Source organism: Flagellimonas chongwuensis (assembly GCF_013376415.1).
Classification (GTDB): domain Bacteria; phylum Bacteroidota; class Bacteroidia; order Flavobacteriales; family Flavobacteriaceae; genus Flagellimonas; species Flagellimonas chongwuensis.
This window is the reverse complement of the sequence record NZ_WYET01000012.1, coordinates 35,598-53,501: the sequence shown is the minus strand read 5'-3', so window position 1 is coordinate 53,501 and position 17,904 is coordinate 35,598. Positions and strand designations below refer to the sequence as shown.

Genomic DNA, 17,904 nt, shown 5'->3' with positions numbered 1-17,904 from the left:
TGCTTTTAGATTTTAATTTAATTGATGAACCAGCTCCTTATTTTCTCTTACAGCCCTTTTTAATGACCATTTTCTGCCCAAATAATAGAATACCGGGGTCAAGAAAATCCCGAAAACGGTTACGCCCAACATTCCACTGAATACCGCTATACCCAAGGATACGCGCAATTCCGAACCGGCTCCTGTAGCAATGGCCAATGGGACAACTCCCAGGATGAAAGCCATGGCCGTCATTAAAATTGGTCTCAATCTCAACTTTGAGGCTTCGATAACCGCTGTTTTCAAGTCTTCTCCTTGGTCCTCCAATTGTTTCGCAAACTCCACGATCAAAATGGCATTCTTACTCGCCAGTCCCACAAGCACTACCAATCCGATCTGAACCATGATATTGTTGTCGAGACCGGCCAGGTCGACACCTATCATGGCCGATAACAATACCATGGGCACAATGAAAATTACCGCCAATGGCAATACCAAGCTCTCGAACTGGGCGGCCAACAAGAGAAATACAAATACGACCGCCAACAAAAATGCTATTCCTGCGGTATTGCCCGCTTTTCTTTCTTGATAAGCAATTTCCGTCCATTGAAAAGATATTCCTGGTGGCAATATTTCCGCAGCCAATTCCTCCATACGGTCCAATCCTTCGCCTGAGCTATGACCCGGTGCAAAATCCCCGTTTAGTGAAGCTGATGGATACAGATTAAACCTGGGGATTCGTGAAGGTCCGGAAATATCTTCCTGTTGTGAGACCGTACCCAAGGGAACCATCTCTCCTTTATCGTTGCGTACTTTTATCCTTGAAATATCATCCGGTGTCAAACGGTTAGGGGCATCGGCTTGTGCCGTTACCTGAAAAGTTCTTCCCAAGTAATTGAACTCGTTCACAAAGGCGGAACCCATATAGATTTCCAATGATTGGAATATGTCCGCTACATCGATTCCCAATTTTTCGGCCTTTACACGGTCAATATCCAAGAATAATTGCGGGGTCTGATTATTGAAAAAACTAAATACGTTGTTCAATATCGGGTCCTGATTGGCTGCCATCGCCAGTTCATTGGTCGCCTTGAGGAGTTCTTCCGTTCCCAGATTCCCTCTATCCTGTACCATCATCCGGAACCCACCTGCGTTACCGATACCCCTTACCGATGGTGGCGGGATAACCAATACGATGGCATCATCAATTTGGCTCAGCTTTGCTCTGACCGTGCCCAAAAGGTCTTCATATGCCAAACCTTTTTCATTTCTAACATCAAAATCTTCCAAGGTCAAGAACACTGCTGCGGCATTTGATGCATTGGTAAACGATGCTGCATCAAACCCTGTAAATGAAACGGCATTTTCCACCCCATCAATTTCCAACCCTAGGTCAAGTACCTCACGGACAACCTTATCGGTTCTGGTCAATGAGGAACCTGGGGGTAGCTGGACAATGGTAATGAAGTACTGCTGGTCCATGGCCGGAATAAAGCCTTGGGGCACCCTATTGAACTCAAAACCTGTAATGGCGATCAGTCCAAAGTAAACTGCCATGACCATCGTGGCGGTACGCACCAATTTTTGTACCGCTTTTCCATAGCGCTCGGAAACCCAATCCATAAAACCGTTGAAACGATTTCCAATAAATGCCAATGGTCTCAACCACACAGGTGTTTTCCCTTTTGACGACCTATCCTCGTGCTTCATGAGCAAGGCGGCCATGGCCGGGCTCAAGGTAAGGGATACAAAAACCGATATGGCAGTGGCCACGGCAATTGTCATTCCGAACTGCTTGTAAAATTGACCGGAAATGCCCTCCAAAAAGGCGGTTGGAATAAATACGGCTATCAAGACCAACCCAATGGCGACCAATGCGCCTCCAACTTCGTCCATCGTCTTAAAGGCCGCCTCTTTGGGAGATAATCCTTTAGCCAGATAACGTTCCATATTTTCGACCACTACAATGGCATCATCCACCACAATACCAATGGCAAGCACCAACCCGAACAAGGTAAGGTTGTTCAGCGAGAATCCAATGGCCTGCATTACGGCAAAGGTACCGATGAGGGAAACGGGTATTGCCAAAATCGGGATGATGGCCGCCCTCCAAGATTGAAGGAACAATAGGATCACCAAGACCACCAAGATCACTGCCTCAAAAATAGTATGGTACACCTCATCGACCGATTTCTGGATGAATTCAGTGGGGTTGTATGCTATTTTGTACTCGAGGTCGTTTGGGAAATTTTTGGATAGTGCCTCCATTTTATCCTGAATCTGTGAGGCAGTCTCCAAGGCATTTCCTCCCGGTTGTTGGAAAATGGGCATCGCGATAGCTGGATCTTTTCCCAAATATCCTTTGGTAGCATAGTTCTGTGCACCAAGTTCAACACGGCCAATATCTTTAAGGCGAACAATTCTCCCATCTTCACCCGACTTGATAATCACATTTTCGAACTGTTCGGTGGTCACCAGTTTACCTTGGGTCTGAATATTCACCTCAAAGGCGGATTGGCTTCCCGAAGGGAGCGTATTCAACGTACCACTGGCAATCTGAATATTCTGCGCCCTCAGAGCTGCGACCACTTCTCCGGCAGTGATATCCAATGTTGCTATTTTATCAGGATTGAGCCAGATGCGCATGGCATATTCGGCCGCTCCAAAGATTTGGATATCCCCGACCCCTTTGATACGGGCGAGTTCATCCTTTAGTTGGAGCACTGCATAGTTGCCCATATAGGTCTGGTCATAGGTCTTGTTCAGTGAATACATGTTCACAACAAGAAGCATATCCGGTGATATCTTTTTGGTAGTAATACCCAATCTTTTTACGGACTCTGGCAATCGAGGTTCAGCTATGGCCACCCGGTTCTGCACTTGTACCTGTGCCTTGTCGAGGTCCGTCCCCAGTTCAAAGGCAACCTGTAGTACCACGCGACCATCGGCTGATGACTGTGAGGTCATGTAGATCATATCCTCTACCCCATTAATTTCCTTTTCCAGAGGTGCGGCTACGCTCTCTGAAAGGGTCTGTGCATTTGCCCCAGGGTATACCGCCACAACCTCAATAGTTGGGGGTGCCACATCCGGAAACTGTGAAATGGGCAAAGAGACGTAGGCAAGCCCGCCCACAATCAAGATCAGTACACTGAGTACTGCGGCGAATATGGGCCTTTTAATAAATATATGACTGAATTTCATTGCTTTACTTTTTGATGATAGGTCTCCCGCTGCCCATCCAAACTCCCAATTATATGGGGTCTGGAGGGCAAAAGAAGTTTACTTTTTGTTGATTGTAATTTTACAGTTGGCTGTTACTCCAATATCAATCTACCTGGGCCACCGTTGTCAGGTTGTTCACCTCTCCCTGTATGGCTACTTGTGAAGGACTTACCACCATACCGGGTCTTATTTTTTGTAGATTATTTACAATGACCTGATCCTCTGGCAAAATACCGTCCCTGACAATCCTAAGTCCATTGGAATGTAAAGGACCCAATGTTACTGCCTTGCTTACAACTTGATTGTCTTCTGACAAGGTGTAGATAAAGCGAATGGACTGGTTGGTACCGATAATTTCATCGGGGACCATCATTGCCTTGTGTTCGGCACTTCCCACTAATCGTGCCTTACCGTACATTCCGGGCTCTAATAAGTGATCCTTGTTCTCAAGAACTGCCCTACTTTCAATGGTACCGGAATTGATGTCAATCTCGTTGTCAACAAAGTCCATCTTGGCCTGGTGCACGAATTCGTCCTCGTCCAATAATTTGATAAATACGGGCAATGCTTCGGAACGGGCCTCACCACGTTCCCCATTTCTGGCCAATCGCACATATCTTAAGTAATCGGATTCACTTCCTGTAAAATAGAAATGGATGGGACTAGTGGCAACAATAGTGGTCAACAAGGTGGAATTGGCACTACCACCATCCACTAGGTTCCCTTCATTTACCCTATCTCTACTAACAAGTCCCGAAATAGGTGCTTTCACTTCCGTAAACTCTAAATTGAGTTTAGCATTGTCCACCTTTGCCTGTGCTAATTGGATGCTTGCCTCAGCATGAACCAGCGCCTGTTTTCTTCTGTCATATTCCTCAATGGACAAAGCTCCTGTCTCCCGTAAGGATTCTACCCTTTCAAAATTGTCCTGCGCTGTTTTTAGCGATGCCAGGGCTTGGGCATAATTGGCCTTTGCCTCATCCAAAGCAATTCTATAAGGTCTTTGGTCGATTACGAACAATACTTGTCCTTTTTTCACAAGCTCTCCGTCCTGGAAGTTGACTTTTTCCAAAAAGCCGCTCACCCGGGCTCGTACCTCTACCCTGCTACTGGCCTCGAACCTACCGGTATATTCGTCCCATTCCGTAATGTTCTCAAATATGGGCTTAGCTACCTCTACTGGAAGTGCGGCCACCCCTGCTTCTTGTTTTTCAGTTTCATTTTCAGCACTTGTAAAAGCATAAATGAATACTGATATTGCCAAAACCATAACACCTATGGTCAGGTTTTTCTTTGTGTTTAAATTTAGTCGTATCATGATTTCTACTTTGATTTTAGATTATGTGAACAAAATTATTGGAGGCGTTGCCATTCTTGATAACCATATTATTTTCAAAAATGACCAAAATCTTAACTGCGCACCATGGTTGGCATTATTTGGTCAGTAGCTGCGAATACGGCCAATATATCCAAGTATCCGTTCAAAGTTTTTGAACGCATGGCATCATACACTCCGGAAAGGGTTTTTCTGTCCAGTTTATTGATAAAGTATAGTTGCCTTTCCAAAAAATAGGTCTTGAACTGTATGCTGTTGTCCGAACTTCTTGCGGCTCTTTTAAAGTGCCTCAACAATTGGGTCTTGCTTATTTTAGTGTCCCTAAAATAGAACATGGTCTGTTCGGCTCTGGATGCCTTAAGTTCCTTTCGGTAATTAAATTCCTCATCAAGTGCAATATCGTTTGATAGCTGTTTGAAAAGCTCCAAGGAGTTTTCAACCATTTGCTTGGTTTCAATACCTGTGTCCTTTGTTTGTGCTTGGGCACTTAGCCCTACCATAACAAAAGATAGTAGCACTTTGTTTATAAAATTGATTGTTTTCATGGCTCCCCGATTTAATTTCATCATTGTTACACGACAAAATTAGGTGGTGTGCCTATGGCCTAGGTAACCAAAAAAAGGAAGGAAATGACCAAAATCTAATCTAAGTGCGGATAAAGTCCAAAAGAAGAACGATATGGAAGACCAAGCACGATTACAAAAAGTAAAAAACTGATAACGTGAAATTTACACCATATCACAAACATCATCTATCTCTCGCAACGCCAACCAGAAATTACCAGTAGAGTTACTTTTTTTATTGATACGGTTATCGATGGCAGGAATTGAAGCCTATGCCTTCTATGGCATCGAATAATTGTAAAGATAAATTTAGTTATTCCAAAATTTTTCCATTCACATCCAAAGAGAGCTCCTTTCTTTCACCCTCCTTATCCAATCGGACTTTATATCCTATAAATTCATTATCATTTACAAATCTTACTCCATTTACTTCATAACCGGGGTATCTTGACAATAATGACTCTTCTGCTCCTTCGGGCAGTGGATCTTGATAGGGAATGGTATTGGAAAATCTACGTTCGGCAATCGCTTCATTGTCTCGTCCAACAAACTCGTTAGGTTGGCCAGCCTTTTTAATTAAGTCAAAAGCATCATAAAGTTCCCCAACAGCAGTGTAGGATTCAAAAGATAATTTATCATTCTCAATAGTGATTACCTGAAATAATTGGGTATTCTCCGCCGCTCTGTCTCTTTGGGCCTCATAACCTTCCCATGCGTTTTTGCGCAATCCATACATTTTACCTCCACTTACCGAAACTACATATACAGTTCCTGTTTTGTCTCTCATGTTAACACCATCCAAAACATTTTCATTGGGAGAAACTCTACCTCGGGCATAACTATGATCATGTCCCTGCAATACAAGATCCACTTCATATTTGTCAAAAATAGGTTTCATCAACTCCCTCCACTCTTTGTTGTCCCGGCCATCGGAAGCAGAAAACAAAGGATGGTGAAACGTAACAATCTTCCAGTCTTTATCTGTTTCCGAAAGCAATTTCTCTACCCACTTGGCTTGTTTTTGGTGATCTACGTTACTATTCAATCCAATGATTCGCATATTTTGATAGTCCATAAAATAGGCTGTTTCCTCCAATCCTTCCGGCCCATTATCAGGTAACGTAAATTGATGTTTCCATTGTAGGGAGAGGCTTCTCTCAGATGCTTCAGGTGTCAAATTTCGATACTCATGGTTGCCAGGAATTGGAAATGCCCCAATAGTTCCGTGAATCCAACCACCTGCATCAAACCATTCTTGCCATTGCTGTTCATTATGGGCATTGTTCACAAGATCCCCCGCATGAACAATAAACCTTGCATCCGGGGCTTTTTTATAGCTCTCCCTGATTAAACGTGACCATAACTCCAATATGAAATTTTGGGTGTCTCCTACATATAAAAATGAGAACCTGTCCTTACTTTCCATTGGTGCGGTTTTAAATTGAATCCACTCGCTCCACCGTTTGCCGTCTCCTACTCGATAAGCATAGGTAGTACCACTTTTTAAATCCGGGAACCACACAGAATGATAGTTCGCCAGCACTTCAGCTTCATTGATTTCCAATGCATCAAAAGTTGTGGTTACCGCTTTGATCGTGCTTGCATTCCGCCAAAATTTAGGAGCGGCGGTAGCAATTGCAATTTCAGCATAGGCAGTATCTATTTCCGAAGAGGTTCTCCAAGTGACACTAGCAGTTGTGGATGGATCTTCCCCATAGGAAAGGACAATTCTATCGGGGTGGTTTGTGGGTTGCCGCCATTCCACATCAAATTCCGGTGCCTTATAAATGCGTGGCAGTTGTTGTCCAAAGGTTTTTCCAAATGTTACTGAAACCAACATTAAAACCAACACTTTGAGTTGCATTTTCATATGTAATAATTTATTTTTTATAAAAGGTATCCATTTAATCAAGGCACAGCCAATTAATGGCTGCACCTATGATAATTAAACAAATAAACAAACTCAATTAAATCGACCATCTTCTTAAAGTTAAGTTTTGGTCAATCTTTTGTAGATTGATTTTCCAATCCCAAAAGAAGCCCCAAAAGGCATTTACCTGCCCATGTGGGTTTTTGATTATGCCATCTCACTCATGATCTTTCATTTCCCTAAGGGTCTAAGGGTTGATTTGGGTTTTGATGGAATGAAACTATGTTTCCCGTAAACTCAAGAGTTGTTGGAGACAACCTTGCATGGATATTCACGGGCTGATAACCCAACTCGTTCTTACAACGCTTTTTAAAATTTTCACTGCCAGTATAATCGCTATGTAAAGGGTTGGTCACCACCAAGCTTTTCTGATCCAATGGAATTCCATAGTCAACCATCAAACGGGTTGCATTGCGCATATTGGTCGTGGTGTGCCTAGTGTAGGGCTCAATGATGATATTTTCCTCTGGAACACCATATTCCACAATAAGCTCTTGTTTCATTTCCACGGCCTCATAATAAGGCGTCATATACGGATGGACATGTCCTCCTGAAACAATTATAAAAGGTGCTTTTTGAGCCCGGTATTCCCTCATCGCCAATTGAAGATTAATCTTTCCAGCTATGGAAAGCTTATCTCGGTAATTTTCCGGCCCTCCTCCTAAAACCACAATAGAGGCATAAGGAAAAGCCTTAAAATCTGTGGTTTTGATAGCACGGATTGCTTCGGCGTTCTCCTTTTTGTCCAATGGATCATAACGAACGGCTTCGTCCTTATGGTTTGCATACAAAAGGTTTAAAGCAAGATTTAAACTTGGCTGAAAGAACAGTTGTGTTTCTTGGGCATCTTCAATCGCCTCTGTTTTAAGGGTAGAAACGGCGTAGTGATATCGTTTCGATTTTGCATCGAATGAAATCGAATCAATATTTCTATAAAATGGCATTTTACCTGCTCCATACACTTCCAACACCGTATCCAATCCCTTGGCGCATTGTTCCCATATTTTATAAAGGTATTCGTCATCAGAAGCATCTTCAAAATTGGCGTACTGCTTTGAATTTCTTAGTTTCTGCAAAAGTTCCTTGAAGTGGGCATTGCCCTTGGACAATTTCACCAATCGTTTTCCAACGGCCTCGATATCACTTCTTGACCACAAAAATGGAGCAATTATTTCCCTTGGATTCTTTGGCAAGGACTCCGATGACATTGTCATTGTATCCCAGTAAGTTTTCAATTGTTTGTCCGTTTTTAAGAGATTCACAATCTCTTTATCGTTTTCCACTGCTGAAAACAAATAGAAATTTTTTGCTTGTAACCTTTGTTTAGTCCTGTTGGGGTAATCTTGGGTTATGGTTTGCGCCCGAGAAATAAGGGCACAACCAACAACCAATGAAAAAAGAATCAGTTTTTTCATGCCATTGATTTAAAAAAGGGTGGCTCTGTAGCCACCCCTTTATTTGAAATTTTGTTAGTATCCGTTGTTCTGGGTTACCAGACCTTCGTCGACACTGTCAATATATTCCTGTGGAATTGGCCAGTACTCATTTTTACCTTGGGTAAATGCGGCATTGGTCAGGTGGGTTCTTTTGGTTTTTTCAACCTCCAAGTAATCATCGATAACTTCTTTGGCGATTCCCCAACGAACCAAATTGAAGAAACGGTGTCCTTCCATGGCAAGTTCTAAACGAGATTCCATGCGAACTTTCTCCATTGCATCGATGGCATCGGTCCAAACCGTGTCGTAAGTACCAATATTGTACTTGGCTGCATCTCCCGAACCGTCCAATGCTTGCACATATTCAGAATTGGCTGCACGCTCCCGAATTTGGTTCACCAAAGTCCGAGCTTCCTCCAAATTACCCAATTCAACCGCGGCCTCTGCTCTCCACAACAACACTTCAGCATAGCGTATGATATAATAGTTTAGTGCATCGACATAAGGCCAAACCGTAACGTGGTATGGCGAGTTAGCGGAAAGGATTCTCTTTTTAGGGCCAAATGGGCCGTATGTTGCCAAATCCCTTGCCCAGTTGGCCTCATAAATAACTTCGAGGTCCTTGTAAGGTATACCTGGTCTACCTATGGTAATGTCCAAACGAGGGTCCACAAAATCGGTTTCGGTCACATCAACATTATCGTTAATAGGCAACCCTGTAGCATTTGTTTTGAATGCATTTACCAAATTTTGAGTTGGGCGGTGAAATCCATACTGGGAATAGAATGGACCTCCAGGTGCTGTTAAACGGTCACCTATACTTCCATTATAGTTACTCCCTTGACCATCGTTCACCGAATACTGCACGGCAAAAATAACCTCTTGACCGTTATCGTTTTCGGGCAAGAACACTGATTGGAAATCCTCCATCAACCCATAGTTTCCGCCCATGACAATAGTGGTCGCATCAAAGACATCCTGCCATTTTTCTTGAAATAGGTAGGCTTTCGCCAAATATGCCATAGCAGCAAGGTCTGTAGGTCTACCCACTTCTTCTTGGCTGCTTGGCAATACATCATATGCTGCTTGAAAATCCGCCTCTATTTTGGCCCAAATTTCTGCGGAAGTAAATTCCGTATTCGAACGCGCATAATCGGAAACTGTTTCGGCAGTTTCATCGATATAAGGAATTTGACCATAGATTTTTTTAAGTTCAAAATAATAATGACCCCTTAAAAACCTCAGCTCCCCTGTTCTTTGTGTTTTTAACGAAGCATCGAAGTCCTCAGAAGCATTCAACAATTTCATGGCCTCATTGGTTCTTTTCACTCCTTCGAAAAGGGCCATCCACTTACGCTCAACATCATAGGTGGCGGGCGTGGTATTGTATAATTCCATTTGATGGATCTGGTTCTGGTCTCCGGTACCTCCTCCTCCTTTGTAGCAGTCATCGGAGACTACGTCTCCGAAGCTCCAGTTGGAGGCAGGGGAATTATACGCATTACTAGCTCCGTCTATCTGACCATTCAATACGCTGTAAGCAGATATAATGGCTTTTTCAACATTCTCTGCTTTTGTAATTTCTGAAGGGGAAACCTCTCCAAAAGTAGTTTCTTCCAAAAAGTCCTTGGAGCAAGAACCCAAGACCGTAAGTGCCAAAGTAGCACCTACCATTATATATTTTGAATTTATTTTTAATATGTTTTTCATGGCTGTTTAAAGTTTTAAGTTACATCCGATTACAAAAGTCCTGCTCGGAGGATACAATCCTCGGTCAATGCCTATATCAAGATTACGATTGCTTCCACCATAGTTCTGAAGCCCCACTTGTGGATTCATTCCACTGTAATCCGTAATGGTGAAAAGGTTGCTCGCCTGCGCATAAATCCTAAGATTCATTCCACCCAAGATTTCCGGGTCAATCGAATAGCCTACCTGAAGATTGGTCAATCGAACGTAAGATCCATTTTCTACATAATAGGTGGAAGGACGGATGTTGTTGTTTGGATCATCCAAAGATAATCTAGGAATACTGCTACCTGTATTTGTTTCCGACCAAGCGTTTAACAATACATTTTCCTTATTGTATGCTGCTTGGTTAAAGAAATGGTTCTTGTACTTGGTAAAGTTGTAGGTGTCGTTGCCAAAACTACCATTGAACAGAATTCCCAAATCAAAATCCTTATAGTTGAACTGAAGATTAAGACCCAACATGACATCGGGATGTGGAGATCCAATGAATGTCCTATCATCGGCATCAACATCGCCATCACCATCAACGTCTTTAAACCTGATGTCCCCGGGTTGTGCATTTGGTTGCATACCATAGCTATCCACTTCTGCCTGACTTTGGAACAAACCATCGGCAACATAGCCGTAGAAAGAAGCAATGGGCTCACCTACCGCACTTCTAGAGATTTCCTGGTCAAAGTTTACACTGTGCAATGATGAACTTGGAATGCCTAAATAATCAGAAGTGTTCAATTCGGTAAGCTCGTTCTTGGAACCTGTCAGGTTGATCCCAATGTTATAACCCAAATCGCCGACCATATCATTATAGTTGATGTCCAATTCAAAACCACTATTTTTCATTTTTCCATCGTTGACCCACTGACCATCGTTGGTTCCCCCATAGGTCAATGGCACGGTATTGTATACCAGGATATCGTCTGTGTTTTTCACATAGTAATCAGCAGTAATGCTCAATCGGTTCTCCAAAAGACCCAAATCTACACCCACAGAAGTTTGGGTGGTTGTTTCCCACTTCAAATCTGCATTTGGGATTCGGGATTGTGTAAGCCCGATGTAAACTGATTCTTGTGCGCCATCTATGGCATAGTTGGAATTCGAGTTATTATTACGGTAGCTATCCACTGTGGCGTAGTTGGAAATCTCTTGATTCCCGGTTTGGCCCCAACTTCCGCGTAACATCAAAGAGGAAATTACACCATTGGGATTGAAAAAGTCCTCACGGTCCAATCTCCATCCCAACGAAAATGCGGGGAAAGTACCCCATCTGTTATCCTCACTGAACCTAGAGCTACCATCACGTCTCACCGTAGCGGTGAAAAGGTATTTTTCATCAAAATTGTAGTTAACCCTTCCAAAGTAAGAATTAAGTGACCACCCGTTGGCGCTTCCCGAGTTCAACATATTTTCCGTTCCAAAGCTTAGATACCTGAAATTTTCGTCCTCATACAAAAATTCACTTACCGAAGCACTGAACCCTTCGTAATTGTATTCAATGGCCTCCTGTCCGATCAATGCATCCACATTGTGCTTGCCAAACTGCTTTTTATAGTTCAATGTATTGGTAAAGGAAAACTGATAATTAAAGTTATTGGATGTGGTCAAGGAGTTGGTATTATTGGTAGACAATATCTCATCGTAGGTTGGGGAGAAACTTCTGATATTATAGTTCTGGTAGTCGAGTCCAAAAGAAGTTTTAAATGTAAAATCACTTACATATAGATTGGCATACACATTACCTAAGGCCTGGACCCTTTTTTGTTTGTTGTCCTTGTTCCTATACAACTGACCCATGGGGTTGTTGCTATCGTTGATCGGATTACCTGCATATGCTCCATTGATATCCTTTACAGGTACGATGGATGGAAATTGCATGGCCGTAAGAATAATACTTCCCAAAGCAGAATTAGTGCCAACCGAAACTTGCTCTTTGTAATTCGCCGTGAAATTTTCACCAATGGTAAGGAAATCCCCTATATTATAAGCTGAATTGAATCTTGCAGAATATCTTTCAAAGCCAGTGTATTTGATCAAACCTTCTTGATTATAATAACCGAGAGAGAACAAATTCTGGTTTTTTGAATCGCCTTTTGCCAAGGATACATTGTACGATTGGATCATAGCGGTCTGCATGATTTCATTTACCCAATCCACATCTGCACTTGGAATGGTTTGGTCGGCATCCAACCATTGTGGAATAACGGCCTGATTGGGATTATTCCCATAAATATCATTGGAAGGAGTTCCTCCATCATTTAAGGTCGCCTCCCATAACAAATCGCCATATTGTTGGGCGTTCAGCATTCTTGGTAAGTTGTAAGACGACTGAAGGCCTGCATATCCGTCAAAAGAAACTACATATTCTCCACTTGTATCGGAACCTTTTTTAGTAGTAATGATAACAACACCATTTGCGGCACGAGATCCATAAATGGAAGCCGAAGCAGCATCTTTCAAAACTTGGATGGTCTCTATATCCGAAGGATTGATTCCATTTAATCCATTGGAGGCCGGAATGCCATCGATGATCACCAATGGATCGTTACTGTTAATGGTACTGAAACCCCGAACCCGGATTGAGGTTCCTCCCCCTGGAGAGTTATCGCTCATGATTTGAACCCCAGGTAAGCGACCGTCCAACATTTCCACCACGTTAGCTTTTGGCTGGGTTACGATTTCTTCCGGAGAAACCGATGCAATGGCTCCCGTGATGTTTCTTCTAGCCTCGGTACCATAACCCACTACTACGATTTCATCCAATTGGGAAGCGCTTTCAAGTAGGGTAACGGTAACACTGTTGAGTTGTTCTATATCTACATCCTGTCTTTGATACCCTATATAGGTTATGGACAATACCTTGAAGTTGGAAGGAATATCCAAGCTAAAGTTTCCATCAAAATCAGATACCGTACCGTAATCCGTACCATCAACAAAAACGTTGGCCCCCGGTATGGGGGCTCCGGCCTCGTCAATAACCTTGCCCGAAATACTGCGTTGTTCTTGGATAAACTTTACAAGGACACCTTGCTCGGTCACCTTAAAGTCTACATTGGCCTTATTTTTTAGCTCTTCCAATACAGATTCCAAGTTCACTTTATTTGCATCAATACTGATACGCTGTTGCAGGTTTTGAGCATCCGCTGCATAAATAAATTTCTTACCTGTTTGCTTTTCAATAAGGTCGAATACCTTTTCCAAAGCAACACTTTTTAGGTTAAGGTTTATAATTTCAAAATTTTGAGTGCTTACCAATATGCTTGCCGATATGGGAACAACAGCTGCTCGGCCTAAAAGTGGCAAACACAATAGCAATGTTAAGAGGTTTAATTTTTTCATTTTTGAAAGAGTAGTTTAAATATTGGTTCTCAATTGTTTTCTTTAGTTTCTTGATTAAGGTTTAAAAAGTTCGTTTAGTCATACATTTTAATTGTGGGGTTAAAATTGTTTGTTTTTCACTACCATATTTCTAATGGTCTTGAGGGCTATGGCCATATGGCTTTCCACCGTTTTGATGGAAACCCCTAGAATCTCCGAGATTTCCTTGTACTTGAGTTCATCCAGTCTACTCATCTCAAAGATTTGACGGGATTTTTTGGGAATCTGGTCTAAGATTCCCTCTATCTTTCTGACATATATTTCCCGTTGTTCTTGATCTATGATTTCTTGTTCAATACATGGACTAGCGTAATACTCGTCCTCCTGTGCTTGTTCCAAAGTTTGTTTGAGCTTTTGGTAGGATACCTGTTCCATGAGTTTATTTTTGACCACCACATAGAGGTATGGTTTTGGCTTTTTGATCTCATGAATACGCTCGTGGGCGTTCCATAATTGGATAAACACATCGGAAACCTTTTCCTGAACCACATCCAAATCGCTCTCGTAAGTGATTCCAAAACGGCATAGTGTTTCATAATACCTATTGAAGATGGTCTCCAGTGCCCCTTTGTTCCTTTCTTTGATCAATTCGAACAATTCCAAATCCGATTTATGGTTCAACTCCCGATATGTAGAAGACTTACTTTTCATCATTTGGGGCTATAGAAAATTTTTTTGATGCTATTTTTGCAATCTTCACATCGGCTATAAATTCCAATGTTTTAATGAACTGGTCTAAATCTTGATCCTCGAAGGCGGCATTGATTTTTTTATGGGCCACAAGGCTATCGGAAACCATAAACTCAATACCGTAAAATTCATTGATGGGAAGTAGTGCTTCTTCCAAGGTGATATTATGCAGCAAAAGAATATTGTCTTTCCAAGCCGTGGTCTTGGAGACATCAAAATTGCGCTTTACCACTTCTCCGGTTTCCTTGTTCCACGAAAGTTCTTCGTTCGGCCTTAATTGAATTTTATCACCAGAATCTTCCAAAGTCACTTGAACCTTACCACTTTCCAAGGACACCGTTTTTGCCAAACCCTTTGTGTTCACATTAAATTTGGTTCCCAATACTTGTACTTCCAATCCTTTTGTGTTCACTGTAAAAGGTTGTTCGGCATTCTTCACGACTTCAAAATAGACCTCCCCCTCCATCCAAACATCACGTCCGGTATCCGTAAAGACTTCCGGATATTTCAGTTCGGAATTGGCATTCACTATGACTCGTGAGCCATCTGGGAGCATCACTTGCTTCCTTTCCCCGTTCTGGGCAATGATATGATTGGTGTACCTAGACTCTTCATTCTGCGAAAACAAGAACACACCAAAACCAATCAATACCACAGCTGCAACGGTAACCAGTGCTTTAATTTTAGTAGAAAACAAGATGATCTTAGGTTTTGGTTCTTGTGAAATTTCTTTCAGAACCCGTTTTGCAAAATGCTCTTTTCTTAGTGGAAGGGAAGCTTTGGGATAGCACTCCCACAATAATTTATAATCTTGATAGCGTTCCCTTAAATTGTCATCGAGCAACAGGTTTACCTCAAACATGGATCTATCCTGATCCGTGTCCAATTCCCCTGAAAGCTTTCGAACGCATTTGATATCCTCCTTGGATATTGCCATACTTTGTCTTTTACCAATAGGAGGGTCGAAAGGTAGAATTACCCCTAGATCAGTATGTCATCAAAATGAAAAGAGTGAATTAACTTAAGGTTAATACCATTGGGAGTCCCCGGTTCCATTGGGTTTGAAAAGTGTTGAATCTGATTTTATATTGAGGATGGAAATTTCCTGTGGTGCCCACACATATAAAAAAGAATGTTTCTAGAGCCTATTTGATCATCAAAATCCATATTTCATTATTTTATTTGGAATGTTCGTTCTGTTATTCGTACGTTTGTATCAAGAACGTTCGTTCCAATATAATTAATCTTAATAAAAAAACAAGAAATGAGTACATTAAAAGGTAGAGTCTCCTTAATTACCGGGGGGAACAGCGGAATCGGTTACGCCACAGCCAAAAAGTTCAAGGAAGAAGGTGCAACAGTTATTATCACTGGCCGTTCAACTGAAAAAGTTGAATCAGCTGCATCAGAATTAGGTGTTAAAGGTGTTGTAGCAGATGTCTCGGATTTATCCGCTATTGACCGGGCCGTAGCTCAAGTGGCACATGAGTTCGGTAAAATTGATATTTTGTTCGTCAACGCAGGTATATTTATCCCAATGCCTGTAGGCCAAAGCTCCGAAGATGGATTTGACAATTTGATGGACATCAATTTCAAGGGAGCTGTTTTTACTATAGAAAAATTTCTTCCCATTCTAAATGATGGTGGCAGTATTGTCAACCTTTCATCGATAAATGCCTATACCGGAATGCCAAATACCGCCATTTATGGTGCTTCCAAAGCCGCTTTGAATGCTTATACCCGTGCCGCTGCCACAGAACTGTCTCCAAGAAAAATTAGGATAAACGCACTTAATCCAGGCCCGATAGCCACCCCGATATTCGGCAAAACCGGAATGTCCGAAGAACAGTTAAAGGAAATGGGCGATATGATGCAAAACCGGATTCCTTTGAAAAGATATGGTAAACCAGAAGAAATTGCCGAGGTAGCAGCTTTTCTGGCCTCTGACAAGGCTTCTTTTATCACAGGGGCTGAATATAATGTTGATGGTGGATTAAATATTAATCCAATATTCGCCGTCTAATTTTTGCGTCAATATTTGGAATGGTTGTTCCAAGAAGTTAATTTTGTGGAAGTGCGATTCAGCACTTCCACATTTTATCTTATGCCAAGAGTTAAATCATTTGATGAGGAAGAAGTCTTGACCAAGGCAATGAACCTGTTTTGGAAACAAGGCTATTCCGCAACTTCAATACAGGATTTGGTCACCCATCTAGGGATAAACAGAGCAAGTCTTTACGACACCTATGGTGACAAGGAGCAACTTTTCAAAAAATCCTTTGAACTGTATCGTAGAAAAAGTATAGAAGGAATTTCCCATTTATTAAATAGCCATTCAAATGTAAAAGACGGGTTTTACGAACTTTATAACAAAGCCATAAACGAGGCGCTGCTCGACAACGATAGAAAAGGTTGTTTCGCTGTAAACAATACTACAGAACTTGTTCCCAACGATAATAATTGTCTCGAAATTTTGACCAGTAATAGAAATGCTTTTGAAAACCTGTTTTTTGAATACCTTAAAAAGGGTCAAAAAAAAGGTCAGATAAAAAAGAGCAAGGATTTAAAATCGCTAGCATCACTTTTGTTTACCATCTACAACGGTATGCTGGTCGTTTCCAAAATCAACAGGAACAAAAAAGAACTAAATGACTCGGTCAAATTGGCCCTATCCTTAATAGAATAATTCCTTTATAAAACCGGTCACAGCACATTTTGCAACATACTGGACATTAACGCTCTACTTAACGGATATGTCCGTTATTTTTGAATTTATATATTTCACCTGCAAAGAAGAGCCTTTGGAAAATGCTTTCTCGAACTTTGATAAAAAACCAATGGAGAACATCAAAATTGACTTGCAAAAAAACTTAATGGGATTGGGATTGGAATTGCCCAGTGTCTCCACACCGGGAGGAAATTATGTCTCCGTGAACATCAGAGAAAATATTGCCTATGTGGCCATCCAATTTCCCATATATAATGAAGAATATCAATATCAAGGACGTTTGGGAAATGAGATAAGTACCGAAGATGGCTACAAAGCCATGGAATTGTGCGCTTTAAATGTGATAGCCCAAATTGAGGAAAAAATTGGATTCGACCAAGTTGTGGGACTCAATCATATAGATGCTTATTTTCAAGCTGATGGAAACTGGGACGAATCCCCTATTGTGGTAAACGGCGCATCGGATCTTTTAGTGAAAGTGCTCGAAGAAAAAGGAGTGCATTCACGCTCTATTTTTGGGGTGGACAAATTACCACGAAATTTCAGCGTGGGACTGACCGCTTCCTTTACACTCCAAAATACTTAGAAAGAGATTTACTCTTTATCTCCGAAATTAAAAATAAGTGCTCTCATGTATTGACCATTATAAAAATCCCTTCGGATACGGTTATAATTGTGCATGAAAGATTCCCTTGTATCAAAAAAGGATAGCAACCACTTCAAATTAGGTTCTTAATTATGTGTACCTTTGTAAAAGCTTTAGGGGTATTCTGAAAAGAATTGAGAGAGTCCCTTGGAACCTGATACGGCTCACACCGACGTAGGGAAAAGCGAAACAAGCATCACTTTCTGGTGATGTCACTTTCCTTTGTTTTCCGATTTCCACCTAAGGC

Annotated in this window: 12 protein-coding genes and 1 riboswitch; of the genes, 3 read left to right on the top strand and 9 right to left on the bottom strand. The window is 41.7% G+C overall.

Annotated elements, in window-relative coordinates:
* Positions 1–12: 12 nt before the first annotated feature.
* From GUA46_RS16120 to GUA46_RS16080, 9 genes are all read right to left on the bottom strand, one after another.
* The gene (locus tag GUA46_RS16120) at positions 13–3,183 is read right to left on the bottom strand and encodes an efflux RND transporter permease subunit (protein ID WP_176621337.1); all 3,171 of its coding nucleotides are present in this window, start codon (positions 3,181–3,183) and stop codon (positions 13–15) included.
* 124 nt (positions 3,184–3,307) lie between these two features.
* A complete protein-coding gene (locus GUA46_RS16115) occupies positions 3,308–4,522 on the bottom strand; it encodes an efflux RND transporter periplasmic adaptor subunit (protein ID WP_176621336.1) in 1,215 nt (404 codons plus the stop codon).
* Between the two features lie 92 nt (positions 4,523–4,614).
* Positions 4,615–5,085 carry a hypothetical protein gene (locus tag GUA46_RS16110; protein ID WP_176621335.1) on the bottom strand — a complete coding sequence of 157 codons (471 nt, stop codon included), beginning with the start codon at positions 5,083–5,085 and terminating at the stop codon, positions 4,615–4,617.
* A 331-nt stretch (positions 5,086–5,416) separates the two neighbouring features.
* Positions 5,417–6,973, bottom strand: coding sequence for a purple acid phosphatase family protein (locus GUA46_RS16105; protein ID WP_218109579.1), 1,557 nt, complete (start codon positions 6,971–6,973; stop codon positions 5,417–5,419).
* A gap of 239 nt (positions 6,974–7,212) precedes the next feature.
* Positions 7,213–8,448 carry a YdcF family protein gene (locus tag GUA46_RS16100; protein ID WP_176621334.1) on the bottom strand — a complete coding sequence of 412 codons (1,236 nt, stop codon included), beginning with the start codon at positions 8,446–8,448 and terminating at the stop codon, positions 7,213–7,215.
* A 54-nt stretch (positions 8,449–8,502) separates the two neighbouring features.
* Complete coding sequence (locus GUA46_RS16095; RefSeq protein WP_176621333.1) at positions 8,503–10,179, bottom strand: RagB/SusD family nutrient uptake outer membrane protein; 1,677 nt, start codon at positions 10,177–10,179, stop codon at positions 8,503–8,505.
* Between the two features lie 6 nt (positions 10,180–10,185).
* On the bottom strand, positions 10,186–13,554 hold the full coding sequence (locus tag GUA46_RS16090; protein WP_176621332.1) for a SusC/RagA family TonB-linked outer membrane protein: 3,369 nt from the start codon (positions 13,552–13,554) through the stop codon (positions 10,186–10,188).
* A gap of 99 nt (positions 13,555–13,653) precedes the next feature.
* Positions 13,654–14,247: an RNA polymerase sigma-70 factor gene (locus GUA46_RS16085; protein ID WP_108245090.1), complete on the bottom strand. Its 594-nt coding sequence runs from the start codon at positions 14,245–14,247 to the stop codon at positions 13,654–13,656.
* Positions 14,234–15,220, bottom strand: coding sequence for a FecR family protein (locus GUA46_RS16080; protein WP_176621331.1), 987 nt, complete (start codon positions 15,218–15,220; stop codon positions 14,234–14,236). The genes GUA46_RS16085 and GUA46_RS16080 overlap by 14 nt, the downstream gene beginning before the upstream one ends.
* Before the next feature lie 327 nt (positions 15,221–15,547).
* On the opposite strand from GUA46_RS16080, the gene GUA46_RS16075 reads away from it, so the two are divergent.
* The 3 genes from GUA46_RS16075 to GUA46_RS16065 all read left to right on the top strand — a co-directional run bounded on the left by GUA46_RS16075 (position 15,548) and on the right by GUA46_RS16065 (position 17,597).
* Complete coding sequence (locus GUA46_RS16075; RefSeq protein ID WP_176621330.1) at positions 15,548–16,306, top strand: SDR family NAD(P)-dependent oxidoreductase; 759 nt, start codon at positions 15,548–15,550, stop codon at positions 16,304–16,306.
* 81 nt (positions 16,307–16,387) lie between these two features.
* Positions 16,388–16,969 (top strand): TetR/AcrR family transcriptional regulator, encoded by a 582-nt coding sequence (locus tag GUA46_RS16070; RefSeq protein WP_108245121.1) that lies wholly within the window; start codon positions 16,388–16,390, stop codon positions 16,967–16,969.
* Between the two features lie 67 nt (positions 16,970–17,036).
* Positions 17,037–17,597 (top strand): RidA family protein, encoded by a 561-nt coding sequence (locus GUA46_RS16065; RefSeq protein WP_229418537.1) that lies wholly within the window; start codon positions 17,037–17,039, stop codon positions 17,595–17,597.
* 165 nt (positions 17,598–17,762) lie between these two features.
* Positions 17,763–17,855: riboswitch (TPP riboswitch) on the top strand.
* Positions 17,856–17,904 lie beyond the last annotated feature (49 nt).

Excerpts from the sequence above, each read along its gene's own strand:
- GUA46_RS16120 (WP_176621337.1), bottom strand. The coding sequence starts at position 3,183 with ATGAAATTCAGTCATATATTTATTAAAAGGCCCATATTCGCCGCAGTA.
- GUA46_RS16115 (WP_176621336.1), bottom strand. The coding sequence starts at position 4,522 with ATGATACGACTAAATTTAAACACAAAGAAAAACCTGACCATAGGTGTT.
- GUA46_RS16110 (WP_176621335.1), bottom strand. The coding sequence starts at position 5,085 with ATGAAAACAATCAATTTTATAAACAAAGTGCTACTATCTTTTGTTATG.
- GUA46_RS16105 (WP_218109579.1), bottom strand. The coding sequence starts at position 6,973 with ATGAAAATGCAACTCAAAGTGTTGGTTTTAATGTTGGTTTCAGTAACA.
- GUA46_RS16100 (WP_176621334.1), bottom strand. The coding sequence starts at position 8,448 with ATGAAAAAACTGATTCTTTTTTCATTGGTTGTTGGTTGTGCCCTTATT.
- GUA46_RS16095 (WP_176621333.1), bottom strand. The coding sequence starts at position 10,179 with ATGAAAAACATATTAAAAATAAATTCAAAATATATAATGGTAGGTGCT.
- GUA46_RS16090 (WP_176621332.1), bottom strand. The coding sequence starts at position 13,554 with ATGAAAAAATTAAACCTCTTAACATTGCTATTGTGTTTGCCACTTTTA.
- GUA46_RS16085 (WP_108245090.1), bottom strand. The coding sequence starts at position 14,247 with ATGATGAAAAGTAAGTCTTCTACATATCGGGAGTTGAACCATAAATCG.
- GUA46_RS16080 (WP_176621331.1), bottom strand. The coding sequence starts at position 15,220 with ATGGCAATATCCAAGGAGGATATCAAATGCGTTCGAAAGCTTTCAGGG.
- GUA46_RS16075 (WP_176621330.1), top strand. The coding sequence starts at position 15,548 with ATGAGTACATTAAAAGGTAGAGTCTCCTTAATTACCGGGGGGAACAGC.
- GUA46_RS16070 (WP_108245121.1), top strand. The coding sequence starts at position 16,388 with ATGCCAAGAGTTAAATCATTTGATGAGGAAGAAGTCTTGACCAAGGCA.
- GUA46_RS16065 (WP_229418537.1), top strand. The coding sequence starts at position 17,037 with ATGTCCGTTATTTTTGAATTTATATATTTCACCTGCAAAGAAGAGCCT.